The organism is Ruegeria sp. SAZD011, assembly GCF_059612545.1.
Genome location: NZ_JBXWQU010000041.1, coordinates 94,300 through 120,700 on the forward strand (window position 1 = coordinate 94,300; position 26,401 = coordinate 120,700).

Consider the following 26,401-nt stretch of genomic DNA (forward strand, 5'->3'; position numbering starts at 1 on the left):
AGGGGTTATTCCGCGGCCTTCAACGGTTGATCGGGTGCGATCTGGGGCGGTTCGGCCTGCATCGGATCCCAGATGATCTCGGTCGCTTTCAGCCGTTTGGCCGAGCGGCGCAGGATCATGTCGCGGGCAATGCGGCTGGAACGGCCCGCGGTGATCCGGGCCAGGCCGCGCAAGATCATCAATAGATAGGTCGAGGTCCAGACCCTGAGCGCCAGCAGAGACGGCGTCACCACAAGCGTCAGAATGGTTGCGATGCCCAGGCCGAACACCACCGCCGTGGCCAGCTGTTTCCACCACAGCGCGGTGGGGCTGTCGATGGAATAGCCACCATTGATGAAATCGAGGCTGAGCCCGAACATCATCGGTGTCAGGCCTGCCATGGTGGTGATCGTGGTCAGCAACACAGGCCGGATCCGCGCCTCGGCGGTGCGCACGATGGCCTCGATCCGGGGCATGTAGCGGCTGTATTCCTGATAGGTGTCGATCAGCACGATATTGTTGTTCACAACGATCCCGGCCAGCGCCACGATGCCGGTGCCGGTCATGATCACCGAGAAGGGCTGGCCCATCACCATCATGCCGATCAGCACGCCCGTTGTGCTGAGGATCACCGCCAGCAGTACCAGCACCGAATTGTAGAAGCTGTTGAACTGCGCCAGCAGGATGATGAACATCAATCCCAGCGCGGCGGAAAAGGCCTTGGACAGGAATTCCTGGCTTTCCTTCTCGTCCTCCTGATCGCCGGTCCATTCCCATTCAACCGCCGGGCCGAACGGGTCGGTTTCCAGCCATTGGGTCAGGGTGGCGATGCGCTCGTTGGCATTGATCGGGGCAAAGCGCACGCTACCGGCCGCGACGGCGTCGCGCGCGGCGGCTGCACTGTCGAACCCGTCAAGGCTCTCGATCTGGAATTGCGCGCCATCGGCGGGGCGGGTCACCACCTCGCCGGTCGGCGCCACCCCTTCGGGCAGGGCGCGCAGCACGGCCAGTTCCACCTGCGGATCGTCGGCAGAGACCAGTTTGAACAGGCCCGGCTCCACATCCGCCTTGACGTCGAAATAGCGTTTCTGATCGACGCGATTGATCTTGGCCAGTTTCTCGACCGGTTTGCGGCTGATGAAGTTCGACAGCGGCACCAGCCCCTCGGGCGTGCGTACCTTGAGCGTGTCGAGCGTGCTCAGCACCCGGTCCTTTTCCGGCAGGCGGACGCGGATCTCGATCTCGTCATCGGCATCGGCGGGGCGGTATTCGCCCAGCAACACGCCGCGCGTGACCAGCTGCACCATGGCGCCCACGGTGGCCACATCGGCGCCGAAGCGGCCCGCCTTGGCCACGTCCACGTCGATCTGCCAGTCGATGCCGGGCAGGGGCAGGTTGTCCTCGATCTTGATCAGGCCCGCCGTCTCTTCGAACGTGGCGCGCGCCTGACCGGTGGTGGCCAGCAGCGTGTTCCAATCGTCGCCCTTGATACGCAGATGCACGGGCTTGGCCGAGGCCGGGCCACGGCCCAACGCCTCGATCTCGGCCACCATGCCGGGCAGCTTGGCCAGCTCGTTGCTCAGCTGTTCCAGCACGAAGTCACCGTCATATTCGGCGGCGACCACCTCTTCCTCGAACCCCAGCCAGGCACTCATGCGGCTGCCCAGCCAGCCTGTCAGCGGGTGGGTCTCGGTGGGGCGGTCCTCCCACGGGATGATCTCGAACTGGATCTGACCGACCGTGTCGGCGGGCGCCTGGGCACCGCCGTTGTTCTGGTCGAGCCCGCCCTCGCCGGCAAAGGAGAACACGTTCACCACCGCCGGATGCGCCGCGATCACCTCTTCGGCCTGGCGCACCAGCACGTCCTTTTCCGCCAGCGACAGGTTGCCCCGCGCGCGGACATAAGTGGTGGCCTGTTCCGGTTCGCTCTCGACAAAGAATTCGACCCCCAGCGAGCGCTCGGGGAAGATCACGAACACCACCTGATAGACGGCGAAGAACACTGCAAAGATCGAGACGATGGGCATCACAGGGTTGCCGGCGATGAACTTGATCACATGGCCAAAGGGCGTGTGCCCGCCGGGGGCGGCGACACGGCGCTGGGGCATCTCGATCCGGGCGGCGCCCAGTGTGACCGAGGCGGCAAAGGCCGACATGAGGAACAGCAGCGCGCCGGCAAGCGTCCCGCCCGGCGCACCGGGCGGCAGCAGATAGGCGGGGTTCAACAGCTGCATCGCACCCAGGAACATGCCGTAGAGCGCGGGCGGTACCAGGGCCGCGCGCACCACCCAGGGCGTGCGCGCGCGCAGCCAGTCGGACATGCGGTTGAACACGCGGCTGATGCGTCCCGAAACGCCGCCCATGACCGGCAGATAGATCAGCGCTACCACCAGCGAGGCCGACAGCACGAAGATCAGCGTGACCGGCAGCATCCCCATGAACTCGCCCGGCACGCCGGGCCAGAACAGCATCGGCAGAAAGGCGCAGAGCGTCGTTGCCGTCGACGAGACCACGGGCCAGAACATCCGCTGTGCCGCCTCGACATAGGCATGCATCGGGCCGATGCCGTCCTTGATCCGCTTGTCGGCATATTCCACCACCACGATGGCGCCGTCGACCAGCATCCCCACCGCCAGGATCAGACCGAACATCACGATATTCGAGATCGACACGCCCATCGCCGCCAGAAAGGCGAAACACAGCAGGAACGAAGTCGGGATGGCAAAGCCCACCAGCAGCGCCGCGCGGCTACCCAGGCTGGCCAGCACCACGATCATCACCAGCGCGATTGCGGTCAGGACCGAGCCTTCGAGCTGGCTGACCATCGAGCCCACGACCCGGCTCTGGTCGTTCGAGGTGCCCATCTGAACGGCGGCCTGCAATTCGGGCGGCCAGGCGGCGCGGGCCTTGGCCACGGTCTCCTTTACCTGTTCGACCGTGTCGATCAGGTTGAAACCCTTGCGCTTGACCACTTGCAGCGCGACGGTGTTCTCGCCGTCAAACCGCGCGGTGCCCTTGCGGTCTTCGAAAGTATAGTTGATCTGCGCCAGTTCACCCAGCCGCACCACCCGGTCGCCATTGACCTTGATCGGCAGGTCATAGACATCGCGCGCGGTCTTGAAGGACGAGGGGATCTTGACCGCGAACGAGCCCTGTTCGCTCTCGATTTCGCCCGCCGCGATCAGCTGGTTGTTGTTCTGCACCACATTGATCAGTTCCAGCGCCGTGACGTTATAGGCCTCGAGCCGCAGCGGGTCGATGATCACTTCGAGCATCTCGTCGCGCTTGCCCGCGATCCCGGCCTCGAGCACCGCGTCGAGCGATTCCAGATCGTCCTGCAAATCCTTGGCGATGCGCGCCATGGTGCGTTCGGGGACGGCGCCGGTCAGGTTGACGATGACGATGGGGAATTCGGAAAAGTTGATCTCGGTCAGCGTATATTGCTCGGCCCCGTCGGGGAAACTGGCCTGGGCGGTGTTCATCGCGTCACGCACATCGGCGGTGATCGCGGTCTTGTCCCATCCGAATTCGAATTCCAGTGCCACGCCGGCATAGTTTTCGGCGGCCGTAGAGGACATCTTCTTCAGCCCGTCCAGATCGGCCAGCTCGGTCTCCATCGGCTTGACCAGCAGGCTTTCGCTGTCCTCGGCGGAAATGCCGGGGAAGCTGACCGACACGAAGAGCGCCGGGATCTCGATATCCGGCTCACCCTCCTTGGGCAGGTTCACATAGGCCACCCCGCCGATCATCAGCGAGATTGCGATGAAGGCCAGGACCATCCGCGCCCGGGACGCGGCCCAGTCGACGATGCCGGTCATTCAGAAGCCTCCCGCCAGGTCGGTTCCACGGTCACGCCCTCGGTCACGAAATCCTGACCGACCACGATCACATTGGCCTGTTCGGGCAGGCCGGTCACCCAGATGCCGGTCGGGGTGTCGCGCACCAGTTCAACCGGGACAAAACCCACCTTGTTCCCCTCTTCGACGGTACGCACGCCCAACTCACCCTCGTTGTTCAGCGTCAGCGCCGATTGCGGCAGCCGGTGCGCCTTGGCCCCGTCGGACGAGATCGCGATGGTTGCAGTCTGGCCGTCGCGGATCAGCAGTTCGGGATTGGCGACGGTGATCTCGACCTCAAAGGTGCGGGTGGTCGCGTCCGCCGAGCGGCTGAGAAAGGTGACACGACCCTGCACCTGAAGCCCGGTGGCCAGTTCGGCCCCGGCCAGCGCGCCGACCTGCACTCGGTTCACCTCGGTCTCGGGGATGAAGCCCACCACCTTGATCGGGTCGAGCTGGATGATGGTGGCGCAAAGCGCACCGGGTTGCAGCAGGCTGCCCAGTTCGGCGGTGTCGCTTTCCAGCAGGCCCTGGAACGGGGCCTCGATGGTCAGCCGGTCAATCTCGCGCTGGGCGGCGGCCACGGCGGCGGTGGCGGCCTCGATGCTGGCGCGGCTGGTTTCCAGCCCCGCCTCGGCGGCCTTGATCCCGGCCTCGGCCGACCGGACCGCGGCCTCGGTCGATACGCGGCGGGTTTCCGAGGCATAACCGGTCTCGGCCAGTTTCTGCGCGGCATTGTCGTTGATGCGCGCCTCTTTCAGCCGCGCCTTGGCCTCGTCCAACCGCGCCTCGGCCTCGGGCATCGAACTTTCGGCCTGCGCCTTGCGCGCGCGCGCCTCGGCCAGGCTGGCGGGGCGGGTGCCGGGGTCGAGTTCACACAGCAGATCGCCGGCCTCGACAAAGGCGCCCTTGCGCTTGGGTTCGGAAATCACCGTCGAGGTGGTTTCCGCCCGCACCTCGACCTGCCGGATGGCACGGGTCTGGCCGCGCAGCACCACCGCGCTGTCGATCTCGGTTGCCTGCGAGCGCAAAACGACCACACCTACGGCGGCGGTCTCGGCAATGGCGGCACCGATGGGATCGGAGACGGGCGCGGCGTCCGCCTCGGCCTGGCTGGCGGTTTCCGCCTTGGCAAAGGCCATCAGCGCCTGGCGTTCGAAAACCATCATGTAAAGCGTGACGGTCACGAGGATCGCGGTGAGGAAGGGAACCAGTCGCATGAAGTACCTTTCTTCAATCCCGCCCGGGCAAAATACGGGGTCCGGGCTATTTGCGCAGAGACATGGGGTTTCCGTTGCGTCTTGTCCATACTGAACTGTCCAGTTCAGTTCATTTTTTACCCCATTTTGGCAAATGCACAAGAAAAATGCAGGTTCGGCACCTCTTGGCTTGCCCGGTGGCGCGCGGTATGAGAGGCCGGAACCGGAAAAGGTCAGGATAACAGGGCAGGGGCCAGGGATGAGCGACACCGACAGTTTCATTGACGAGGTCACCGAAGAGGTTCGCCGCGACCGCATGTTCCTGCTGCTCAAACGCTGGGGCTGGATCGGCGGGCTTGCCGTGCTGGCCATCGTCGGCGGCGCGGCCTGGAACGAATATTCCAAGGCGCAGGTCACCGCCCGCGCCGAGGCGCTGGGTGATGCGGTGATCGCGGCGCTTTCCTCCAACGATGCCGCGTCGCGGGCCGAGGCGCTGGCCGGGATCGAACCCGCCAGCACCGGCGGCGACGCGGTCTTGGCGCTGCTGACGGCGGCGGCCGAATCCGGCAACGGGGACAAGGCGGCGGCGGTTGCCCGGCTCGAGGCGCTCGCATCGCAGGGGGAACTGCCGCAAATCTATCGCCAGATCGCCGCCTTCAAGGCGCTGTTGTTGCAGGCGGACACGCTGCCCGTCGCCGACCGCCGCCAGCGGTACGAGGCGCTGGCCCAGCCCGGCGCGCCGCTGCGTCTGCTGGCGCTCGAACAACTGGCGTTGATCGACATCGCCGAGGGCGAGACCGAGGCCGCGCTGGCCCGGCTGCAATCCATCCGCGAGGACGCCGAGGTCAGCACGGACTTGCAACAGCGCGCAACTCAGTTGATGGTGGCGCTGGGGGCCGAACCCGCACCGCTGCCCACCCGTCAGGGCTGAGCCCGGGACACGGACAGCGCCGCGCGGCGGCACAGAGACAACGAAAGACAGGCGAGTTCGACCATGGTGACCAGCTCTTTCTCCCGGATCGGGGCATCCCTGATGGGCAGCGCGCTGCTGCTGCTCTCGGCCTGTGCCGAACCCGAGGTGATCCTGCCCGGTGAGCGCGAGGATATCCGCCCCGGTGCCACCGACGCGGTGGTCAATCAGGGCCGCGCCATCCGCCTGCCGGCACAACAGGCCAACAGCACCTGGGCGCAGGCGCCGGGCACCGAGGCGTTCCGCACCGCCCATCCCGCCCTGCGCAGCACGCCGCAACGGATCTGGTCGACGCCGATCGGATCGGGTGATGAAAAGCGTCAGCGCATCACCGCCGATCCGGTGGTGGCGGGCGGGTTGATCTATACGCTCGACAGCGCCGCCCGCGTCTCGGGCGTGACGCCGGGTGGCGGGCTGGCCTGGCAGACCGATCTGGTGCCGCCGGGCGAGGACGAGGGACAGGCCACCGGCGGTGGCATGGCCTATGCCGATGGCATTCTCTATGTCTCTTCCGGCTATGGCATGTTGACCGCGCTCGACGCCAAATCCGGCGCGATGCGCTGGCAGCAAAAGCTGAACGCGACCGGTTCGGGCACGCCGACCATCCGCGACGGGCTGCTCTATCTGGTGGCCGGAGACGATACCGGCTGGGCCATCAACATCAAGGACGGGCGCATCGCCTGGCAGGTTCAGGCCACGCCCAGCGTCGGCAACGTCCTGGGCGCACCGGCGCCGGCGATGACGTCGGACCTGGTGATCTTTGCCTTTGGCTCGGGCGACCTGATCGGCAGTTTCCGCAACGGCGGGGTGCGCCGTTGGGCGGCCTCGGTCTCGGGTCAGCGCAAGGGCCGCGCGGCGGCGCGGATCGGCGATGTCACCGGCAGCCCGGTGATCCAGGGGTCAACCGTCTACGCGGGCAACCATTCGGGCCGTACCGTGGCGTTTCGCGCCGACAATGGCGAGCGGCTTTGGACCGCGACCGAAGGCGCGCTGGGACCGGTCTGGCCGGCGGGCGACAGCGTGTTCCTGGTCAGCGACCGCAGCCAGATCGTCCGCCTCGACGCCAGCGACGGCAGCGTGATCTGGGCCCAGGACCTGCCCGGTTTCGTCAAGGACAAGCCCAAGAAGCGCGGCGCCAGCTATGCTCATTACGGCCCGGTTCTGGCCGGTGGGCGGGTAATCGTCGCCTCGAATGACGGCTATCTGCGGCTCTACAACCCCGAGGATGGGGCGATGATCAGCCGGGTCGAGGTGCCGGGCGGGGCTACCACCGGGCCGGTGGTGGCGGGCAATACCCTTTATGTCGTGGGGGCCACGGGCCAACTGCACGCTTTCCGTTGACGCGCGGACGCGCTATAGGGCGCGTCTGAGTCTAGAAAAGTAGAGTGCCATGTCTCTGACCCTCGCCATTGTGGGGCGGCCCAATGTGGGCAAATCCACCCTGTTCAACCGTCTGGTCGGCAAGCGGCTGGCGCTGGTAGACGACCAGCCGGGCGTGACCCGCGACCTGCGCGAAGGGCAGGCGCGGCTGGGCGATCTGCGCTTTACGGTGATCGACACCGCCGGGCTGGAAACCGCCACCGACGACAGTCTGCAGGGCCGGATGCGGCGGCTGACCGAGCGGGCGGTGGACATGGCCGATATCTGCCTGTTCATGATCGACGCCCGTGCGGGCGTGACCCCCAATGACGAGATCTTCGCCGATATCCTGCGCCGCCGCTCGGCGCATGTGATCCTGGCCGCCAACAAGGCCGAGGGCGCGGCCGCCGATGCCGGCGTGATCGAGGCCTATGGGCTGGGGCTGGGCGAGCCGATCCGGCTCAGCGCCGAACACGGCGAGGGGCTGAACGATCTCTATGCCATCCTGATGCCGCTGGCCGACAAGATGGAGAAGGCCGCCGAAGAGCAGGCGCCGGAAACCGACGTCGACCTCGACCCCGAGGGTGAAGAGGATGACGCCGAGGGCGGCGTGCAAGAGGCCCCCGTCATCACCGCAGACAAGCCGCTTCAGGTTGCGGTGGTGGGCCGCCCCAATGCGGGAAAGTCGACCTTGATCAACCGCATCCTGGGCGAAGAGCGTCTGCTGACCGGTCCCGAGGCGGGAATTACCCGTGATGCCATCTCGCTCCAGATCGACTGGGACGGCACGCCGATGCGGATTTTCGACACCGCCGGCATGCGCAAGAAGGCCAAGGTGCAGGAAAAGCTGGAAAAGCTCTCGGTCTCGGACGGGCTGCGCGCGGTCAAGTTCGCCGAGGTCGTGGTGGTGCTGCTCGACGCGGCCATCCCCTTTGAACAGCAGGACCTGCGCATCGCCGACCTGGCCGAGCGTGAAGGCCGTGCGGTGGTGATCGCGGTCAACAAATGGGATGTCGAGGAAAACAAGCAGGACAAGCTGCGCGAGTTGAAAGACAGCTTCGAGCGGCTTTTGCCGCAGCTGCGTGGGGCGCCGCTGGTGACCGTCTCGGCCAAGACCGGGCGCGGGCTCGACCGTCTGCATGCCGCGATCCTGCGCGCCCATGCGGTCTGGAACCGCCGCATTCCCACCGCCGCGCTCAATCGCTGGCTGATCGGCATGCTGGAACAGCATCCGCCGCCCGCGCCGCAGGGCAAGCGGATCAAGCTGCGGTACATGACCCAGGCCAAGACCCGGCCGCCGGGATTCGTGGTGATGTGCAGCCATCCCGACAAGATGCCCGAAAGCTATTCGCGCTATCTGGTCAACGGTCTGCGCGCCGATTTCGACATGCCGGGCACGCCGATCCGCCTGACCCTGCGCGGGCAGGGGGACAAGAACCCCTACAAGGGCCGGCGCAAGAAGAATGCCGGCGCCCTGACCAAGCACCTCAAGTCGCGCGGCTAGGTCGCAGACGCATGCCAGCATGCGATGCTTATTGTCGCAGCGGGTGACAAATACCCGCTTGCGGCGCTATCACTATGTACGCAAAGGTTTCTTTGTCGCGGCGCGCTTGTCATTCCTGCGTCGCGCACCCAAGTCGTCTGTTGCAAGAGAACCCGGCCATCCGAGGGAGCGGTGCGGAGATGGATCTGAGAGCATACACACGTCAATACGCGGTGCAGGACAACCGCCTTGCCGCTTTGAGCTATTTCGGGACATTCGCGGTTTATTTCACCGCGCTCTCTCTGGCGATCACCCATGTGGATCGCTGGTATGTGCTGGTGCCCGCCGGGGTGGTCTTTGCCTTTGCGGCTGTGCGGCTTTACGTGCTGCAACATGATTGCGGCCACCATTCCCTGTTCGAGACGCGCACGCAGAACGAACTGGCCGGTCACGTCCTGTCGCCCTTCACATTTGCGCCCTTCGAGGTGATGAAGCAGAACCACAACCTGCATCATGCGGGGGTGGGCAATCTGGAACACCGCGAGACCGGCGAGATCCACACCATGACCCTGCGGGAGTGGCGGGGGGCAGACTGGCGCACGCGGCTCGCCTATCGGCTCTATCGCAACCCGTTCATCCTGATCCCGCTGGGGGCGGCGTTCACCTATTTTATCCGCTACCGCTGGCCCAAGAACGCGACCCGGTTCGGCGCGCGCGGGGTGTTGCTGCACAATCTTTCCATTGTCGTCTTTCTGGCCCTGCTCTGGGCGCTGGCGGGGATGACCGGCTTGCTGGTCTGGCTGGGCTTTTCCTTTCTGGGCGGGATGATCGGGGTGTTCCTCGTCTACCTCCAGCATAATTTCGAGGACACCTATTGGGACCGCCGCCCCGGTCTGGACCCGCAGCTGGCGGCGTTGCAGGGGTCGTCGGCGCTGGATTTCGGCTGGTGGTTCGACATGGCCGTGGCCTGTATCACCCTGCACGATATCCATCATTTCAACGCGCGCATCCCGTCCTATCGGCTGCGGGCCTGCCATTACAACCTGCCGCCCGAATACGCGCCGCGCCGCATACGCTTTGCCGAGGCGGTGGCCGCGCTGAACCTCAAGCTCTGGGATGAGGACGCCCGATGCCTGGTGCCCTTTCCGAAACGCGCGGACGTGGTCGAGACGGTGACCGGCTAGACTACGTATTCCGCAAAAAGGGGGCACGGAGGAAAGACAGATTGTGTATACAACGAGTAATCTTTGACAAACGGGAGGCAAAGGAAGTTTGACATGACCCCTGTCAAGAAGATCGAGGGCGTTGGCCCGGCATTGGCAAGAATGCTGGCCGAGAACGGGTTTGACAGTGCCGAGGCGGTTGCCGCCGCCAGCATCGAACGGTTGATGAACCTGCCGCGCATTGGCGCGCTCAGGGCCAAGGCCATTCATGCCGCGGCGCAGGCGCTGGTATCGGCGCCTTCGTCGAAAACCGCCGCACCGGCTGCCAGCCCCGCACCGGCTCGCAAGCCGGCAGGGCGAACCTCTCGTACACGCCGCCCGGTTGCCGGACGTGGCGCAACGGTAAAGAAGTCCGACCCTGTCCGGGCCAAACCCGCCGCCGCGGCCCCCGCGCAGTCGGCACCCGCCAAACCCGCGTCACCCCGTGACGAGGCCAGCGAGGCCGAGGTCCGGGCGGGCGAGGCAGCGGCCTTGGCCGAACAGGCCGAGGCCGACGCAAAGGCGCGCAAAAAGGCCAAGGCAGCGGCAAAGGCAGAGAAGGCCAAGCAGAAGAAGAAGGATTTCGAAGAGAAAATCCGCAAGGCCGAAGCCAAGGTCAAGAAGAAGTCGGACAAGAAGAAATCCGGCAAGAAGAAGTCCGGCAAGAAAAAGGACGACAAGGACAAGAAGAAGGCAAAGAAAAAGGCGAAGAAGTAACTTCTTCGCCTCGTTCCGGTCTGGTGTGGTTCCCTGAGATCAGCTCAGGGTGCCGTCCGTGTTCAGCGTCAGCTTGCCGCCCAGATAGGGAGCCAGCGCCTGGGGCAGGGTGACCGAACCATCCGCGTTCTGGCCGTTCTCCAGCACCGCGATCAGGCAGCGGCCCACCGCAAGGCCCGAGCCGTTCAGCGTATGCACGAATTGCGGCTTGCCGCCGTCGGCGGGTTTGAACCGCGCATTCATGCGGCGGGCCTGGAAATCGCCGCAGGTCGAGACCGAGCTGATCTCGCGATAGGTGTTCTGGCCGGGCAACCAGGCCTCGATGTCATAGGTGCGCCGGGCGCCGAACCCCATGTCGCCGGTGCACAACACGATGGTGCGATAGGGGATCCCCAGTGCCTCGAGAATGCCCTCGGCGCAGCGCAGCATGCGTTTCTGTTCGTCGTCGGAATGATCGGGATGGGTGACCGAGACCATTTCGACCTTTTCGAACTGGTGCTGGCGCAGCATGCCGCGGGTGTCCTTGCCGGCCGAGCCCGCCTCGGAGCGGAAGCACAGCGAATGGGCGGTATAGCGGCGCGGCAGATAATCCTCGGCAATGGTCGAGCCATTGACGATATTGGTCAGCGACACTTCGGAGGTGGGGATCAGCCACCAGCCCTCGCGGGTCTGATAGCTGTCTTCGCCGAATTTCGGCAACTGGCCGGTGCCATACATCATCTCGGACAGGACCAGCACCGGGCCGTTCACCTCGGTCAGGCCGTTCTGTTCGCTATGGGTGTCGAGCATGAATTGCGCCAGCGCCCGGTGGATACGGGCCACCGCGCCCGAAAGCAGCACGAACCGCGCGCCCGACAGCTTGGCGGCCGTCTCGAAATCCATGCCGTCCTGAACCGAGGCAAGGTCGAAATGTTCCTTGGGCGCGAAATCCATCTGGCGCGGGGTGCCCCAGCGGTGCAGTTCCACGTTGTCCGCCTCATCCGCCCCTTGCGGGACGTCTTCGGCGGGCAGGTTGGGCAGGCCCGCAAGCAGGTCGGTCAACTGGGCGTCCAGCTCCTTGGCCTCGGCCTGCATCGCGGCGATCTCGGCCTTTTTCTCGGCCACCAGCGCGCGCAGGCGCTCGAATTCGGCCTCGTCACCGCGTGCCTTGGCGGCGCCGACTTCCTTGCTGGCCTTGTTCTGTTCGGCCTGAGCGGTCTCGGCGGCCAGGATCTTGCCCCGGCGGGCTTCGTCCAGAGCCAGGATGTCCGACGACACCGGCGCGCTCCCACGGCGCGAAAGCGCGGCGTCGAAGGCGGCGGGGTTCTCGCGGATAGCGCGGATGTCGTGCATGGGTCTGGTCCTTGGACTGGGTGATTCACTGGCCCGGTTATGCACCATCCGCGCGCCGGGGTGTAGCGCCCCCGCCGGCTTGCGGACAGAGAAAGGGGCCGGGTGTTGCTCCCGGCCCCCGGTTGACCTTGCGGCCCGGCTCAGCTGAAGGCGACGCGGGGGGCCGCGATCTTGTGGCGCGGCGGCTGCATGTGGATCACGCCGGTCAGGAAATCGGCATAGTCGCAGGTCAGCTCGGTACCCGCCGGAATATCGGTCAGCGCCACGCCCCAGATCCCATCCGAGAAATCCAGATTGGGATACATCGAATGGTTCATGAACCGGCCCTCGTCGCTTTCCAGGATCAGGTAGCCGGGCCGGTTGATATCGGGATAGCTGTAACGCTCCAGAAATTCCTTCACATGCGGTTCGACATTGTCGAGCTTGCTTTCGGGAAAGGTGATGTCGAGCATCTTGTCATGGCGCCAGACCTTGTCGCCCCGGGCGATGTCGTCATGGCAGAAAACGCCCAGCCCTTCGATTTCCGAGGGGGCGAGATAGCAGCGCACCATCATCATGCGCCTGTTCCTTCTGTCAAGGATGGCCGGGCCGCCTTCCGGACCGGAGAAAGGGGGTGGGCCCCGCGCCTGGCGGCTTGCGCGAAAAAATCAAAGCGCCGATTCGCGGCGTTTTGCAACGGGTTTTGCGTGACACTGGCGCCGCTTATGTCTCTTTGCGCTGATGCGCCAGCACCCCGTCCCAGCCGGCCGGCGCGATTTTGGGTTCGGGCGGGTCGGCGATATACGAGGGGGTCATGATCTGCACCCCGTTTTCGGTGAACACATCGAGGATGTTGCGATGCAGATCCGAGGTGATCTTGGGGATGATGGCGCCGCGCGTGGTATAGGCGTTGATCTGGTAGTTGACCGCGTAATCGGCCAGCGCCGACCACAGGACAAAGGGCGCCGGCCTGGCCTTGAGCCCCTTTGTGCGCTGCGCCGCCTCGATCAGCATCGCCTCGACCTTGTCGGCGGGTTCCTCGTATCCGATGCCGACCGTGGTGTAGACGAGGAGGCCGTTGCCGTCGATATGCTTGGTATAGTTGATCACGTCCGAATTCAGCAGCTGCGCGTTGGGGATCGAGATCATCTCGTTCTTGATCGACTTCAGGTGCGTCTCCATCAGCTTGATCTGCACCACGTCACCCACATGCTCGCCGATGCGAATGCGGTCGCCGATCGAGGTCGAGCGGCGATAGATCACGAAAAGCCCCGAGATCACGTTGTTCATCACCGAGTTCGACCCCAGCGACAGCATTGCGCCCACCAGGATCGTCAGCCCCTGAAAGGCCGCCGAATCCGAGCCGGGAATATAGGGAAACGAGAACACCAGCGCGATCATCACCACCACCACGCGCAGGATGTTGAAGGTGGGGCCGATCCAGTGCCGTTCGAAATCGCCCAGATCGAAACTGCCCGCCTCGACCGCGTCAAAGAACACCTTGAGACCCCGGATCACATAGCGGGTGATCAGCGCGATGATTGCCAGGGTGATCAGGTTGGGCAGGTAGCCGACAAAACCGAACACGATGTTCAGGACCGGTGTCGTCACATAAGTCAGCAGCAACTGCGCCACATAGCGGGTTTCGGCAAAGGACAGCAGCACCAGCGAGAGATAATAGTAGATGCCCAGGAAAAACAGCGCCAGCAGCACGAAGTTCAGGCCAAAGCGGATCAGCGCGGCGATGGCGTCGGCCTGGACCTGGGCATTGGTGGCGGATTCCAGCCCGGCAAAGTAGCGTCGCACCAGCCGTGTACAAATGCGGTTCAGCCGCCGCCGGATCCAGAAGCCGATCAAGGTGAACAGGACGAATCCACCGGTCCAGGCCAGCGCTTCGATGGCGCTTTCCAGCCGGGCGCTGTCGGTGCGGGCGGCGCGATAGTTCAGGATCGCGTCGCGGATCGCATTGCCCTGCACCTCGATCAGGGTGTCGATATCCAGCCGCTCCAGCCTTGCATCCGCTGTGGTGACGGTCACGACCTCGACCCCGTCGGCCAGAATGGCGATGCCGAAGGCATTGGGCTGGGTGGTGATCGTGACACTCTCGGCCACGGACCCGGCAGCCACCGCTTCGATCCGTTCGACCACCTCGGCGGCACGCCGTTCGGCGGGCAGGCCGCTGGCGCCGCGCAGGACAAACAAACGCTCACCGTCGACGATCACCGGGGAAAACAGGTCGGTCCGGTCGATACCCTCGTCAGGCGTATCCTGCTGCGCAAGCGCCGGAAGGCCGCTCAGCACCAGCACGGTCAGGATCAGGGCAATCAGGGAGCGGAGCATCTGTCACCTTTTTCTGTCTTGGGCCTTTCGACTATAGCTGTGCGCTTCGACAAGCATAGCCCCCATATCGCGCCCGGGGCGGCTTGCAATGCCACGGTTCTGCGCATAGGTTCCCGGAAATTTCGCGGGGCCGCTCCCCGCCACTCAGCACAAAGGAATGTCCCATGGATGGTGGCGCAATCGCCCAGTTTCTCCCGCTTATCCTGATCTTCGCGATCATGTATTTCCTGTTGATCCGGCCGCAGCAGAAGAAGGTCAAGGAACATCAGGCCATGGTCAGCGCCCTGCGTCGCGGCGATCAGGTGATCACCCAGGGCGGGCTGATCGGCAAGGTCGCCAAGGTCAAGGAAGACGGCGAGCTTGAGGTCGAGATCGCCGAGGGCGTCAAGGTGCGCGTGGTTAAATCCACCATCGCGCAGGTGCTGAACAAGACCGAACCGGCGAAGTAAGCCGACCGAGGCGAAAAAAGGCAGGGTCATGCTGCAAATAGATACCTGGAAACGGGTCCTGATCTGGCTTGTCTGTATCGGCGGGCTGGTTCTGGCCCTGCCGAACGCGTTCTATACCCGCGTTGAACAGAGCAACGACGCCCGCGCCGCGATCGAGCTGCGCGGCGAAACGCCCGAACTGACGGCGGCGGCGGGGCAGTGGCCCGGCTGGATGCCGTCCTCGCTGGTCAATCTGGGGCTCGACCTGCGGGGCGGTGCGCATCTGCTGGCCGAAGTGAAGGTGTCGGATGTCTATGCCGCCCGGATGGACGCCATGTGGCCGGAAATTCGCAACACCCTGCGTGACGCGCGGGCGACTGTCGGCACCATCCGCAAGCAGCCTTCGAAACCCGACGAGATCCGGGTCAAGATCAGCCAGCCCGAGGGCATGAGCCGCGCTCTGGAACTGGTGCGTGGGCTGGCCCGCCCGATCCAGACCCTGACCGGGGCCGGATCGAACGATATCGAGGTGCGCGGTGAGGGGGACGAGATCGTCGTGACCCTCAGCGAGGCCGAGCGCCTTGCCACCGATGACCGCACCGTGCGCCAGGCGCTGGAAATCGTGCGCCGCCGCATCGACGAGGTCGGCACCCGCGAACCCACCATCCAACGTCAGGGCGCCGACCGCATCCTGATCCAGGTGCCCGGCATCGGCAGCGCCTCGGAACTGAAAGAGATCATCGGCACCACGGCGCAACTGACCTTCAACCCGGTTGTCTCGCGCGGCACCGATGCCAATGCCCGTGTCGGCGTGGGCGAGAAACTGGCGCCATCGCTGGACCAGGAAGGCGTGTTCTACACCATCGAATCCGCCCCCGTGGTCACCGGCGAGGAACTGGTCGACGCCCAGCCCGCCTTTGACCAGAACGGCCGCCCGGCGGTCAACTTCCGCTTCAACACCTCGGGTGCGCGCAAGTTCGGCGATTACACCCGCGACAATGTCGGCGCGCCCTTTGCCATCACACTGGACGGCGAGGTGATCAGCGCCCCGGTCATCCAGAGCCACATCCCCGGCGGCTCGGGCATCATCACCGGCAATTTCACCGTCGAGGAAAGCACCAATCTGGCGGTGCTCCTGCGCGCCGGCGCCCTGCCTGCGGGGCTGGAATTCCTTGAGGAACGGACCATCGGCCCGGAACTGGGGCAGGACAGCATCGACGCGGGCAAGGTCGCGACCGTGGTCGCATTCGTGGCGGTGCTGGGCTTCATGTGGGCCAGCTATGGCCTGTTCGGCATCTTCGCCAATATCGCGCTGGTCGTGAACGTGGGCCTTCTGTTTGGCCTGTTGTCGGTGATCGGCGCCACGCTGACCCTGCCGGGCATCGCGGGCATCGTTCTGACGGTCGGCATGGCGGTGGACGCCAATGTGCTGATCTTCGAGCGGATCCGCGAAGAGCTGAAAACCGCCAAAGGCCCGGCCCGTGCCATCGAACTGGGGTACGAAAAGGCGCTGAGCGCCATTCTGGACGCCAACATCACCACCTTCATCACGGCGGTGATCCTGTTCGCCATGGGCTCGGGTCCGGTTCGGGGTTTTGCCATCACGCTGGGGCTGGGCATTCTCACCTCGGTCTTCACCGCGATCTTTGTCACCCGCCTGCTGGTGGTGACCTGGTTCGAACGCCGCCGTCCCAAGACGATCGAGGTCTGACATGCGCCTGAAACTCATTGCTGACGATACGACGTTCGATTTCTTCAAGCGCTGGCGGGTCTGGCTGGGCATCTCGGCCCTGATGGTCGTGATCGGCTTTGCCTCGTTCCTGATCCAGGGCCTGAATTTCGGTATCGACTTTCGTGGCGGCACCACGGTGCGCACCGAAAGCACCCAGGCCGTGGATGTGGGCGCCTATCGCGGCGCGCTCGACCCGCTGGGGCTGGGCGATGTCTCGATCACCGAGGTGTTCGACCCCACCTTCGGCCCTGACGAGAACGTGGCCATGATCCGCATCCAGGCCCAGGACGAGGCCGAGGCGGTCAAGGCCGAAACCATTGCCAAGGTGCAGGACGCGCTGCGCGGCGTCGCCCCGGACATCAAGTTCGTCTCGGTCGAATCGGTCGGCCCCAAGGTGTCGGGAGAGCTGATCCAGACCGCGATTCTGGCGGTGGGTCTCGCGATCCTGGCGGTGCTGGTCTATATCTGGCTGCGCTTCGAATGGCAGTTCGCCCTGGGTGCCGTGGCCGCGCTGGTGCATGACGTGGTGCTGACCATCGGAATCTTCTCCGAACTTCAGATCCGCTTTGACCTGGCCATCATCGCCGCGCTGCTGACCATCGTCGGCTATTCGCTGAACGATACCGTGGTGGTGTTCGACCGGGTCCGCGAGAACCTGCGCAAATACAAGCAGAAGGATCTGAAAGAGGTCCTGAACCTCTCGATCAACGAGACGATGAGCCGGACCCTGATGACCTCGATCACCACGCTGCTGGCGCTGATCTCGCTCTACGTGCTGGGCGGCGACGTGATCCGCGGCTTTGTCTTTGCGATGATCTGGGGCATCGTGGTGGGGACCTATTCCTCAATCTTCGTGGCCTCGACCATCCTGTTGTGGCTGGGGGTCAAGCGCGACTGGTCCAAGCCCACCAACACCTCGGGCAACCAGTTCGCCGATATCGACGCCTGAGAACTGGCGCCATTCCCGGTCCCGTCTTGGCGCTAGAGGCGCGCTCGGGATCGGGGCAGGCTGCCCGCAATGGAACCGCTCCTCGCCCTTTCCACTCCTGAAATCGCCCTGCTGATCGGAGCGGCCTTTCTGGCCGGCTGCACCCGCGGTTTTGCGGGCTTTGGCACCGCGCTGATCTATCTGCCGCTGGCGGGAATCGTGCTGGGGCCGGTGGCCGCGATCACCACGCTGGTGCTGACCGATATAGTCGGTCCGCTGCCGATGCTGCCGCGTGCCGCCCGGCATGTGGACAGGGGCGATCTGGCGCGGCTATTGCTCGGGGCGGCGGTGGCCCTGCCTTTGGGGCTCTACATGCTGTTCCTGCTCGAACCGGGGCTGTTCCGCCTGCTGGTCTCGGGCGTGTCGCTGACCATGCTGGCCGGGCTGGTGCTGGGCTGGCGCTATCACGGCGCGCTGCGACCCGGTGCCGTGACCGCCACCGGCGCCGCCTCGGGCTTTCTGGGCGGGGTGGCGGGCCTGCCCGGTCCGCCGGTGATATTTGTCTATATGGCCAGCCCCAAACCGGCGGCGGCGATCCGGGCCAATATCACTTTCTACCTCTTCGGCTATGACTGGATGGTGCTGGCGATGATGGGGCTGGCGGGGCGGCTTGATCCGGCCTGGATCGTCACCGGACTGGCGCTGATCGTGCCGAATATGCTTGGCACGATGCTGGGCGCGGCGCTATTTGTGCCGGGATACGAGCGGGCCTATCGCCTTGCCGCCTATGGGCTGATCCTGGGCGCGGCGCTGGCGGGGCTGCCATTCTGGACCCTGGGAGAGTGACCATGCGCCTGACCGAAGTGACCTATTCCGGTGCCCGCCCGGTCGATGGCTACGGGCCGGGGTTCTTCCGCATCGGCGGCGAGGTTCATCAGGGCGCGCTGCTGACCGGCCCGGCCGGTCCCGGTCCCTGGGCCGGTTATCAGGATGCCGCCCCGCTGCTGGCGCTGGCGGGGCAGGTCGATGTGCTCTTTATCGGCACCGGTGCCGAGGTTGCCCATATCCCGCAGGCCCTGCGCCAGAGCCTCGAACAGGCCGGACTGGGGGTCGAGGCGATGACCTCGCCCGCCGCCTGCCGCACCTATAACGTGCTCCTGGGCGAGGGCCGCCGCATCGCGCTGGCCGCACTCCCGGTCTGACCCTGCGCTTCATTTCGCCACAAATACTCCGGGGAGTGCGAGGGGCAGCGCCCCTCGCTCCCGTCCGCAAGGCGCAAAGCGTCCCCGATGCGGCAAATCCCGCCTTTTGCCCCCCGCGCCAATGGGATAAGCGAGGAGCATGACACTCACCGTCACCGATCTTGCCATTGCCCGCGGCGGCATTCCCGTGCTCGAGGGGCTGAACTTCGCGCTCGCCCCCGGCCGCGCGCTGATCCTGCGCGGCCCCAACGGGGCGGGCAAGACCACGCTGCTGCGCACGCTGGCCGGTCTGCAACCGCCGCTGGCAGGACGGATCGAGGGCGCCGAGGACCGGATCGCCTATGCCGGCCATTCCGACGGGCTGAAACCCACGCTCAGCGTGACCGAGAACCTGCTGTTCTGGGCTGCCGTCTTTGGCGGGCGTGACATTGCCCCTGCGCTCGATGCCTTTGCGCTGGGGGACCTGGCCGAGCGTCACGCGGGCAATCTGTCGGCGGGGCAGAAGCGGCGGCTGGGTCTGGCGCGGCTTCTGGTGACCGGGCGCCCCATCTGGATGCTGGACGAACCCACCGTCTCGCTCGATCGCGATGCGGTTGCGATGTTCGCCGATACGGTGCGCGCGCATCTGGGGCAGGGCGGGTCGGCCCTGATCGCCACCCATATCGACTTGGGGCTGGAGGCCGAGGTGCTGGATGTCGGCCCCTATCGCGCCCGCCCGGCGCCGCTCGACGACCCGGATGGAGATTTCCTGTGATCGCCCTGTTGAAACGCGACCTGGTGCTGGCCTTTCGGGCCGGGGGCGGCTTTGGCCTGGGGCTGGCGTTTTTCCTGATCGTCACGGTGCTGGTGCCGTTTTCGGTGGGGCCGCAATCGGCGCTCTTGTCCTCGATTGCGCCGGGGGTGCTGTGGCTGGGGGCGCTTCTGGCCTGCCTCCTGTCGCTCGACCGCCTGTTGGCGCTCGATTGGGAGGACGGCACGCTCGACCTGCTGGCCACCGCGCCGCTGCCGCTGGAATCGGTGGTGACGATGAAGGCGCTGGCCCATTGGCTGACCACCGGTCTGCCGCTGGTGCTGGCCGCGCCGGTGCTGGGGGTGCTTCTGAACCTGCCCGCCCCCGGCTTTGTCTGGCTGGTGGTCTCGCTCTTGCTGGGCACGCCGGCGCTGAGCGTGGTGGGCACATTCGGCGCCGCGCTGACCGTGGGGTTGAAGCGCGGCGGGCTGCTGCTGTCGCTCTTGGTGCTGCCGCTCTACGTGCCCACGCTGATCTTTGGCGCCGAGGTGGCGCGGCGCGGTGCGGCGGGGATGGAGGTGGCCACGCCGCTTTTGATGCTGGCGGGGATCACCGCCGCCGCCATCGCTCTGCTCCCCTTTGCCAGCGCCGCCGTCCTCCGCGTCAATCTGCGTTGACGCAAGTCAATTGAGAACCGCCCCGCTTCGCACTAGATAGGACCCATGACGATATCGACGAGACTCAACGCGCTCTGGGAATATGCCAACCCGCGCAAGTTCCTGGCCCTGACCGAGCGGGTGCTGCCCGCGCTGTGGGTGCTGACCGCGATCACCCTTGTGGGTGGTCTGGTCTGGGGCTTTTTCTTCACGCCTGACGATTACAAGCAGGGCTCGACCGTCAAGATCATCTATGTTCACGTGCCTGCGGCCTTTCTGGCCACCAGCATCTGGTTCATGATGCTGGTGACCTCGTTGGTCTGGCTGATCCGGCGCCACCATGTCAGCGCGCTGGCCGCGCGCGCGGCGGCACCCGTGGGCACGGTGATGACCCTGATCGCGCTGATCACCGGGGCGATCTGGGGCCAGCCCATGTGGGGCACCTGGTGGGAGTGGGATCCGCGCCTGACCTCGTTCCTGGTGCTGTTTCTGTTCTATCTCGGCTACATGGCCCTGTGGGAGGCGATCGAGGATGGTGATACCGCCGCCGACCTGACCTCGGTCCTGTGCCTTGTCGGCTCGGTCTTTGCGGTGCTCAGCCGCTATGCGGTCTATTTCTGGAACCAGGGCCTGCATCAAGGGGCCTCGGTGCTGCGCGCGGGCGCGGTCAGTGGCACCGATACCGAGGAGAAGGTGAGCAATGTCTATGCCTATCCGCTGCTACTGTGTCTGCTGGGCTTTGGTTTGTTGTTCGTGACTCTGGTCTTTTACCGCACCGGAACCGAGATCCGGGCGCGTCGGATCAAGGCGCTGATCGCACGGGAAAGGGCAAACGGATGATCCCCGATCTGGGCAAATATGCCGCCACGGTGCTGAGCGCCTATGGCGCCTCGCTGGTGCTGCTGATCGGTCTTGTGGTGCTCAGCCTGCGGCGTGGCCGCAAACTGCGCGCCGAAATGGAAAAGATCGAACAGAGGATGTCGCGCAATGGCTAGGATCTCGCCGCTGATGGTGGCGCCGCCGCTGATTTTCGGCGCCTTTGTTCTGCTGGCCGCTGTCGGCATGTTCCGCGACGATCCCGAGGCGCTGCCCTCGGCGCGCGAGGGGCAACCCGCGCCGCCGCTGGTGCTGACCGCCTTTCCCGGCGCACCAGGCTTTGACGATGCGACGATGCGCGACGGAACGGTGAAGCTGGTCAACTACTGGGCCAGCTGGTGCGCGCCTTGTCGGGCCGAACATCCCAGCCTTGAAAAGCTCGCGGGCGAGGGCATCCCGATCTACGGCATCAACTACAAGGACAAGGTGGAAAACGCGCAGGGTTTTCTGGACGAACTGGGCAATCCGTTTGTCGCGCTGGGTCGTGACGAGCAGGGGCGCACCGCCCTCGACTGGGGCGTCTACGGCGTGCCCGAGACCTATGTGATCGCGGGTGATGGCACCATCATGCTGCGCTTTGCCGGGCCGATCACCGAACGGGTGATCGACAGCACCATCCGCCCGGCGCTGGAAAAGGCCGCGGCGAAATAGGGGGCGCTGCCCCCGCCGCCCATTCCGGGCGGCTCCCCCGGAGTATTTCAAGCAAAGTGAAGGGGCGCGGGTCGTTCCTGTCATGGCGCGGTCGTTTGATCGGCCGGAAATGAGCCTCTGGATGAGAGCCCCTGATTTCATTCCGCCCTAAATACTCCGGAGCGCGAGGCAGCGCCTCGCAAAAAGAAAAGGGCGCCGCAAGGCGCCCTCTCTTTGGTCGGTTCGCTGACGCTCAGCTGGCCTTGGCCAGGTTGCGCAGCACGTAATGCAGCACGCCGCCGTTCTCGATATATTCGATCTCGGGGGCGGTATCGATCCGGCATTTCAGGGTGATGGTCTTTTCGGACCCGTCGCCATAGGTGATGGTGCAGGGCACCTCTTGCAGCGGCTGGATGGTGTCCAGACCGCTGATCGCGACGGTTTCATCGCCCTTCAGGCCCAGCGACTTGCGATTGTCGCCGCCGGTGAACTCGAACGGGATGACGCCCATGCCGACCAGGTTCGAGCGGTGGATACGCTCGAAGCTTTCGGCGATGACCGCCTTGACACCCAGCAGAGCGGTACCCTTGGCCGCCCAGTCACGGCTGGATCCGGCGCCATATTGTTCGCCGCCGAACACCACCAGCGGAGTGCCCTGCTCCTGATAGGCCATCGAGGCCTCGTAGATCGAGGTCTGCTGCCCATCGGGTCCTTTGGTATAGCCGCCTTCGACGCCATCCAGCATCTCGTTCTTGATGCGGATGTTGGCGAAGGTGCCGCGCATCATGATTTCGTGGTTGCCACGGCGCGAGCCATAGGAGTTGAACTCGCGCGGGGCAACCTGACGCTCGGTCAGATACTTGCCGGCGGGGGTAGTGGTGGCAAAGGAGCCCGCGGGCGAGATGTGGTCGGTGGTGACCATGTCGCCCAGGATCGCCAGCACCTTGGCGCCCGAGATGTTCGAGATGGTGCCCGGCTCGGTGCCCATGCCCTGGAAATAGGGCGGGTTCTGGATATAGGTCGAGGTTGCGGGCCAGTCATAGGTCTCGGCATCGGTGGTTTCCACCGCCTGCCATTTCTCGTCCCCCTTGAACACGTCGGCATATTTCGACTGGAACGCCTCGCGCGTCACGGTCTGCTCGACCAGTTCGGCGACTTCCTGGGTGCTGGGCCAGATATCTTTCATATAGACATCGTTGCCGTCCTTGTCGGTGCCGATCGGCTCGGAGGTCAGGTCAATATCCAGCGTTCCGGCCAGCGCATAGACCACCACCAGCGGCGGCGAGGCCAGATAGTTGGCGCGCACGTCGGGCGAGATGCGCCCTTCGAAGTTGCGGTTGCCCGACAGCACCGAGGTGGCGACCAGATCGCCCTCGGCAATCGCCTCGCTGATTTCCTTCTGGATCGGGCCCGAGTTGCCGATACAGGTGGTGCAGCCATAGCCGACGAGGTTGAAGCCGATCTTGTCCAGATCCTCTTGCAGGCCGGCGGCCTCCAGGTAGGCGCTGACCACCTGGCTGCCCGGTGCCAGCGAGGTCTTGACCCAGGGCTTGCGGTTCAGGCCCAGTGCTGCGGCCTTGCGGGCCACCAGACCGGCGCCGATCATCACATAGGGGTTCGAGGTATTGGTGCAGGACGTGATCGAGGCGATCACGACCTTGCCCGATTCCATGGTATAGTCTTCGCCCTTGACCGCGACTTCCTTGCCCATCGGGCGCTTGAAGGTCTCGGCCATCTCGCGGGTGAATGCGGTCTTGGCATCGGTCAGTGCCACATAGTCCTGCGGGCGCTTGGGGCCGGAAATGGCGGGCACGATGGTGCCCATGTCCAGGCTCAGCGTGTCGGTATAGACCGGGGCGTAATCCGCATCGCGCCAGAAGCCGTTTTCCTTGGCATAGGCTTCAACCAGTGCGATCCGGTCCTCGTCGCGGCCGGTATTGCGCAGATAGCGCAGGGTCTCGCCGTCAATCGGGAAGAAGCCGCAGGTGGCGCCGTATTCCGGCGCCATGTTGGCGATGGTTGCGCGGTCGGCCAGCGGCAGACGGTCCAGGCCTTCGCCGTAGAATTCGACGAATTTGCCCACCACGCCCTTGGCGCGCAGCATCTCGACGACCTTCAGAACCAGGTCGGTGCCGGTGGTGCCCTCGACCATCTGGCCGGTCAGTTCGAAACCGATCACCTCGGGGATCAGCATCGAGATCGGCTGGCCCAGCATCGCGGCCTCGGCCTCGATCCCGCCAACACCCCAGCCCAGAACGGCCATGCCGTTGACCATGGTGGTGTGGCTGTCGGTGCCGACCAGTGTGTCGGGATAGGCGACCTCGGCCCCGTCCTGATCGGTGTCGGTCCAGACGGTCTGGGCCAGATACTCCAGGTTCACCTGGTGGCAGATGCCGGTTCCGGGGGGCACCACGCGGAAGTTGTTGAACGCGCCCTGGCCCCATTTCAGGAACTGGTACCGCTCCATGTTGCGCTCGTATTCGCGGTCCACGTTCATCTGGAAGGCGCGCGGGTTGCCGAATTCGTCGATCATGACCGAGTGGTCGATGACCAGGTCAACCGGGTTGAGCGGGTTGATCTTTTGCGCGTCGCCACCCAGCGCCTTGATGCCGTCGCGCATCGCGGCCAGGTCGACCACGGCGGGCACGCCGGTGAAATCCTGCATCAGCACGCGGGCCGGGCGATAGGCGATCTCGCGCGGGTTCTGGCCACCCTTGGCGCCCCATTCGGCAAAGGCCTTGATGTCGTCTACCGACACGGAAAAGCCGCCATCCTCGAACCGCAGCATGTTTTCCAGCACCACTTTCAGCGCGGCGGGCAGTTTCGAGAAATCCCCCAGACCGGCCTCGGTGGCGGCGGGGATCGAGTAATAGGAAATGGATTTGCCATTGACGCTGAGCGTGCGGCGCGTCTTGGCGGTGTCCTGTCCAACCTTGATGGGCATCGTGGCCTCCCTCTCTTGGAGCGTGGAAATGGGATTCGCTGCGGGTTATCTGCATCACGCCCGCCTTGGGTTCAAGCGCCAAGACGGGGGGTGCGTCAATTTTTGTATACCATTGCACACATGGTGTGGCAAGATGCGGTATGCAATGGCATACAGTTCTCGCGCGCGGTTCAAGAAACCTTGATTGGCGCCGTGACGGGGCCGGCGGTAAAGCTGGATCATCGCCTCTTGACCCGACGGACCCGACCCGGATGAAAGCTCTTACATTTTGCCTTGCTCTTGCCATGTCGGCACTGCCGCCAGTCGTCAAGGCCGAGGGGCCGGTGGTGGTGGAGCTTTTCACCTCGCAGGGATGTTCCTCGTGCCCGCCTGCGGATGCGATCATGCATCGGCTGGCGCGACGTGACGATGTGATCGGATTGGCGCTGCATGTCGATTACTGGGACTATATCGGTTGGGTCGACGATTTTGCCGACCCGGCCCATACCCTGCGCCAGCAGGCCTATGCCCGTGTCGGGGGACGGTCGATGATCTATACCCCGCAGATGATCGTGCAGGGGGTCGAGGATGTGGTGGGTGCCCGCGAGGACCAGGTGCTCGCACTGATAGAGGCCCACAAGGGGCGTCCCGCACCGATGGGGCTTGCCGCGTCCCGTGTGGGCGATGACATTACCATTACCCTGACACCCGGCGCGGGCGCGCAGGCGGGGTTCTATGCGGTGCAACTGGTGCGTTACACGCCGTTGCGCCATGCCTCGATCCAGCGTGGCGAGCTTGCCGGTCATGAACTGGATTATGCCAACGTGGTCGACAGCTGGCAGGTGGTCGGGCAGTGGGATGGACAGAGCGAGAAACGCCTGAGTGTCACAACCGAGGGCGAGCTGCCGGCAGTCGTGCTTGTACAGCAGGCCGGGCCGGGGCCGATCTTGGCGGCGGCCCGGGTCGAGTGATCAGCCCGGCGCGTCGTCGTCCTGAGTGCCAAGGTCGAGCCAGGGTTTCCAGCGCCGGTGGATCCAGAACCATTGCCCCATATGCTGGCGCACCATCTTTTCCAGATCGTCGTTCAGGAACTGGGTCATGGTGATCGGATCAGTATGGGCGACCGGATCGTGCATCACGATCTCGAAATCCAGCCCGTTATCCTGCCTTACCGAATAGCAGGGGATCATCACCGCATCATATTTCAGCGCCAGTTCCGCGTTCAGCACCGAGGTCACCGCGGGCTTGCCGAAGAAACTCAGCTCGGCACCGCCATGGGCGTGCAGGTCCGAGACGATGGCGATGATGCCCCCCTGTTTCAGGCTGCGGACCATCTCCATCATGCCGCGCCGGCCTTGTTCGAACATCGGTTTGCCGGTGCGCAGGAAGGCATCGACATAGATCTCGTTGAAATAGGGGTTGGCCATGCGGCGGTAGAGGCAACCGATCGGTTTGCCGCCTCGGGCCTGCAATGCGGCGCGGGTGGCCAGGTAATGGCCGAAATGGGCGGTGATCAGCATCACCGGCTTGCCCTCGGCAATAGCCGCGTCAAAGGCGGCCGCGCCCGGCCCGCTGACCCGTGCCCCCTGTTGCCGACGGGTGAATTCGTCGGGCGAGAAATGTTCCATGATGGCGCGGCCCGCATTGTCGGGCACCGCGCGGCACAGGCGCGCGATCTCGGCCTCGGGTAGGTCGGGGCAGGTCAGGGCCAGATTGGCGCGAATGCGCTTGCTGAACCCCACCAGCGGGCCAATCGCGCTCATCACCCGGCCCATCGCCGCGATCCGGCGATCATAAGGCAGCAGCCGCATCCCTCCGATCAGCCCGCGCAGCAGCAGATATTGCGCATAGTATGAGGCGCGCGCGCCTCGGCCGAGTTCGGATTTTTCAACTGGCATCG

23 protein-coding genes are annotated in these 26,401 nt (G+C 64.9%); 16 read left to right on the forward strand and 7 right to left on the reverse strand.

What is annotated here, in order from left to right; all coding sequences use genetic code 11:
• Window positions 1-5 precede the first annotated feature (5 nt).
• Window positions 6-3,797 carry an efflux RND transporter permease subunit gene (locus tag AC2FLM_RS21010; protein WP_496859842.1) on the reverse strand — a complete coding sequence of 1,264 codons (3,792 nt, stop codon included), beginning with the start codon at window positions 3,795-3,797 and terminating at the stop codon, window positions 6-8.
• Entirely contained in the window at window positions 3,794-5,035 is a 1,242-nt protein-coding gene (locus AC2FLM_RS21015) for an efflux RND transporter periplasmic adaptor subunit (RefSeq protein WP_234143848.1), read from the reverse strand. Before AC2FLM_RS21015 ends, AC2FLM_RS21010 begins: the two co-directional genes overlap by 4 nt.
• 238 nt (window positions 5,036-5,273) lie before the next feature.
• On the opposite strand from AC2FLM_RS21015, the gene AC2FLM_RS21020 reads away from it, so the two are divergent.
• From AC2FLM_RS21020 to AC2FLM_RS21040, 5 genes are all read left to right on the forward strand, one after another.
• Window positions 5,274-5,945 carry a hypothetical protein gene (locus AC2FLM_RS21020; protein ID WP_496859843.1) on the forward strand — a complete coding sequence of 224 codons (672 nt, stop codon included), beginning with the start codon at window positions 5,274-5,276 and terminating at the stop codon, window positions 5,943-5,945.
• A gap of 63 nt (window positions 5,946-6,008) precedes the next feature.
• Window positions 6,009-7,325 carry a PQQ-like beta-propeller repeat protein gene (locus tag AC2FLM_RS21025; RefSeq protein ID WP_496859844.1) on the forward strand — a complete coding sequence of 439 codons (1,317 nt, stop codon included), beginning with the start codon at window positions 6,009-6,011 and terminating at the stop codon, window positions 7,323-7,325.
• A gap of 49 nt (window positions 7,326-7,374) precedes the next feature.
• Window positions 7,375-8,847, forward strand: a complete 1,473-nt coding sequence (gene der, locus AC2FLM_RS21030) for a ribosome biogenesis GTPase Der (RefSeq protein ID WP_496859845.1) — start codon at window positions 7,375-7,377, stop codon at window positions 8,845-8,847.
• 179 nt (window positions 8,848-9,026) lie between these two features.
• Window positions 9,027-10,010: a fatty acid desaturase gene (locus AC2FLM_RS21035; RefSeq protein ID WP_496859846.1), complete on the forward strand. Its 984-nt coding sequence runs from the start codon at window positions 9,027-9,029 to the stop codon at window positions 10,008-10,010.
• 93 nt (window positions 10,011-10,103) lie between these two features.
• Window positions 10,104-10,745, forward strand: a complete 642-nt coding sequence (locus tag AC2FLM_RS21040; protein ID WP_496859847.1) for a helix-hairpin-helix domain-containing protein — start codon at window positions 10,104-10,106, stop codon at window positions 10,743-10,745.
• A gap of 39 nt (window positions 10,746-10,784) precedes the next feature.
• Here the strand turns inward: AC2FLM_RS21040 and serS are convergent, their stop codons facing one another.
• The 3 genes from serS to AC2FLM_RS21055 all read right to left on the reverse strand — a co-directional run bounded on the left by serS (window position 10,785) and on the right by AC2FLM_RS21055 (window position 14,396).
• Window positions 10,785-12,077 (reverse strand): serine--tRNA ligase, encoded by a 1,293-nt coding sequence (gene serS / locus AC2FLM_RS21045; RefSeq protein WP_234218246.1) that lies wholly within the window; start codon window positions 12,075-12,077, stop codon window positions 10,785-10,787.
• Between the two features lie 140 nt (window positions 12,078-12,217).
• Window positions 12,218-12,634, reverse strand: coding sequence for an SET domain-containing protein (locus AC2FLM_RS21050; RefSeq protein WP_234136335.1), 417 nt, complete (start codon window positions 12,632-12,634; stop codon window positions 12,218-12,220).
• A gap of 145 nt (window positions 12,635-12,779) precedes the next feature.
• On the reverse strand, window positions 12,780-14,396 hold the full coding sequence (locus AC2FLM_RS21055; RefSeq protein ID WP_496859848.1) for a mechanosensitive ion channel family protein: 1,617 nt from the start codon (window positions 14,394-14,396) through the stop codon (window positions 12,780-12,782).
• Between the two features lie 164 nt (window positions 14,397-14,560).
• Between AC2FLM_RS21055 and yajC the strand changes: the two genes are divergently transcribed.
• The 10 genes from yajC to AC2FLM_RS21105 all read left to right on the forward strand — a co-directional run bounded on the left by yajC (window position 14,561) and on the right by AC2FLM_RS21105 (window position 21,599).
• On the forward strand, window positions 14,561-14,845 hold the full coding sequence (gene yajC, locus AC2FLM_RS21060; protein ID WP_234136337.1) for a preprotein translocase subunit YajC: 285 nt from the start codon (window positions 14,561-14,563) through the stop codon (window positions 14,843-14,845).
• 28 nt (window positions 14,846-14,873) lie between these two features.
• Window positions 14,874-16,535, forward strand: a complete 1,662-nt coding sequence (secD, locus tag AC2FLM_RS21065; RefSeq protein WP_234136338.1) for a protein translocase subunit SecD — start codon at window positions 14,874-14,876, stop codon at window positions 16,533-16,535.
• A 1-nt stretch (window position 16,536) separates the two neighbouring features.
• Window positions 16,537-17,505, forward strand: coding sequence for a protein translocase subunit SecF (secF, locus tag AC2FLM_RS21070; protein ID WP_234136339.1), 969 nt, complete (start codon window positions 16,537-16,539; stop codon window positions 17,503-17,505).
• Window positions 17,506-17,574: 69 nt separating this feature from the next.
• Complete coding sequence (locus AC2FLM_RS21075) at window positions 17,575-18,330, forward strand: sulfite exporter TauE/SafE family protein (RefSeq protein WP_234143855.1); 756 nt, start codon at window positions 17,575-17,577, stop codon at window positions 18,328-18,330.
• Between the two features lie 2 nt (window positions 18,331-18,332).
• Window positions 18,333-18,686 carry an Mth938-like domain-containing protein gene (locus AC2FLM_RS21080; RefSeq protein ID WP_496859849.1) on the forward strand — a complete coding sequence of 118 codons (354 nt, stop codon included), beginning with the start codon at window positions 18,333-18,335 and terminating at the stop codon, window positions 18,684-18,686.
• A 139-nt stretch (window positions 18,687-18,825) separates the two neighbouring features.
• Window positions 18,826-19,440, forward strand: coding sequence for a heme ABC exporter ATP-binding protein CcmA (ccmA, locus tag AC2FLM_RS21085; RefSeq protein WP_496859850.1), 615 nt, complete (start codon window positions 18,826-18,828; stop codon window positions 19,438-19,440).
• A complete protein-coding gene (gene ccmB, locus AC2FLM_RS21090; protein WP_234166264.1) occupies window positions 19,437-20,093 on the forward strand; it encodes a heme exporter protein CcmB in 657 nt (218 codons plus the stop codon). Before ccmA ends, ccmB begins: the two co-directional genes overlap by 4 nt.
• Before the next feature lie 45 nt (window positions 20,094-20,138).
• Entirely contained in the window at window positions 20,139-20,912 is a 774-nt protein-coding gene (gene ccmC, locus AC2FLM_RS21095; protein WP_496859851.1) for a heme ABC transporter permease CcmC, read from the forward strand.
• On the forward strand, window positions 20,909-21,067 hold the full coding sequence (ccmD, locus tag AC2FLM_RS21100; RefSeq protein WP_234136345.1) for a heme exporter protein CcmD: 159 nt from the start codon (window positions 20,909-20,911) through the stop codon (window positions 21,065-21,067). The genes ccmC and ccmD overlap by 4 nt, the downstream gene beginning before the upstream one ends.
• The gene (locus AC2FLM_RS21105) at window positions 21,060-21,599 is read left to right on the forward strand and encodes a DsbE family thiol:disulfide interchange protein (protein ID WP_234136346.1); all 540 of its coding nucleotides are present in this window, start codon (window positions 21,060-21,062) and stop codon (window positions 21,597-21,599) included. The genes ccmD and AC2FLM_RS21105 overlap by 8 nt, the downstream gene beginning before the upstream one ends.
• Before the next feature lie 232 nt (window positions 21,600-21,831).
• On the opposite strand, the gene acnA is transcribed toward AC2FLM_RS21105, so the two are convergent.
• On the reverse strand, window positions 21,832-24,522 hold the full coding sequence (acnA, locus tag AC2FLM_RS21110; protein WP_234217511.1) for an aconitate hydratase AcnA: 2,691 nt from the start codon (window positions 24,520-24,522) through the stop codon (window positions 21,832-21,834).
• Window positions 24,523-24,773: 251 nt separating this feature from the next.
• On the opposite strand from acnA, the gene AC2FLM_RS21115 reads away from it, so the two are divergent.
• Window positions 24,774-25,472 carry a DUF1223 domain-containing protein gene (locus tag AC2FLM_RS21115; protein ID WP_496859852.1) on the forward strand — a complete coding sequence of 233 codons (699 nt, stop codon included), beginning with the start codon at window positions 24,774-24,776 and terminating at the stop codon, window positions 25,470-25,472.
• On the opposite strand, the gene AC2FLM_RS21120 is transcribed toward AC2FLM_RS21115, so the two are convergent.
• The gene (locus AC2FLM_RS21120) at window positions 25,473-26,399 is read right to left on the reverse strand and encodes a lysophospholipid acyltransferase family protein (protein ID WP_496859853.1); all 927 of its coding nucleotides are present in this window, start codon (window positions 26,397-26,399) and stop codon (window positions 25,473-25,475) included.
• Window positions 26,400-26,401: the final 2 nt, after the last annotated feature.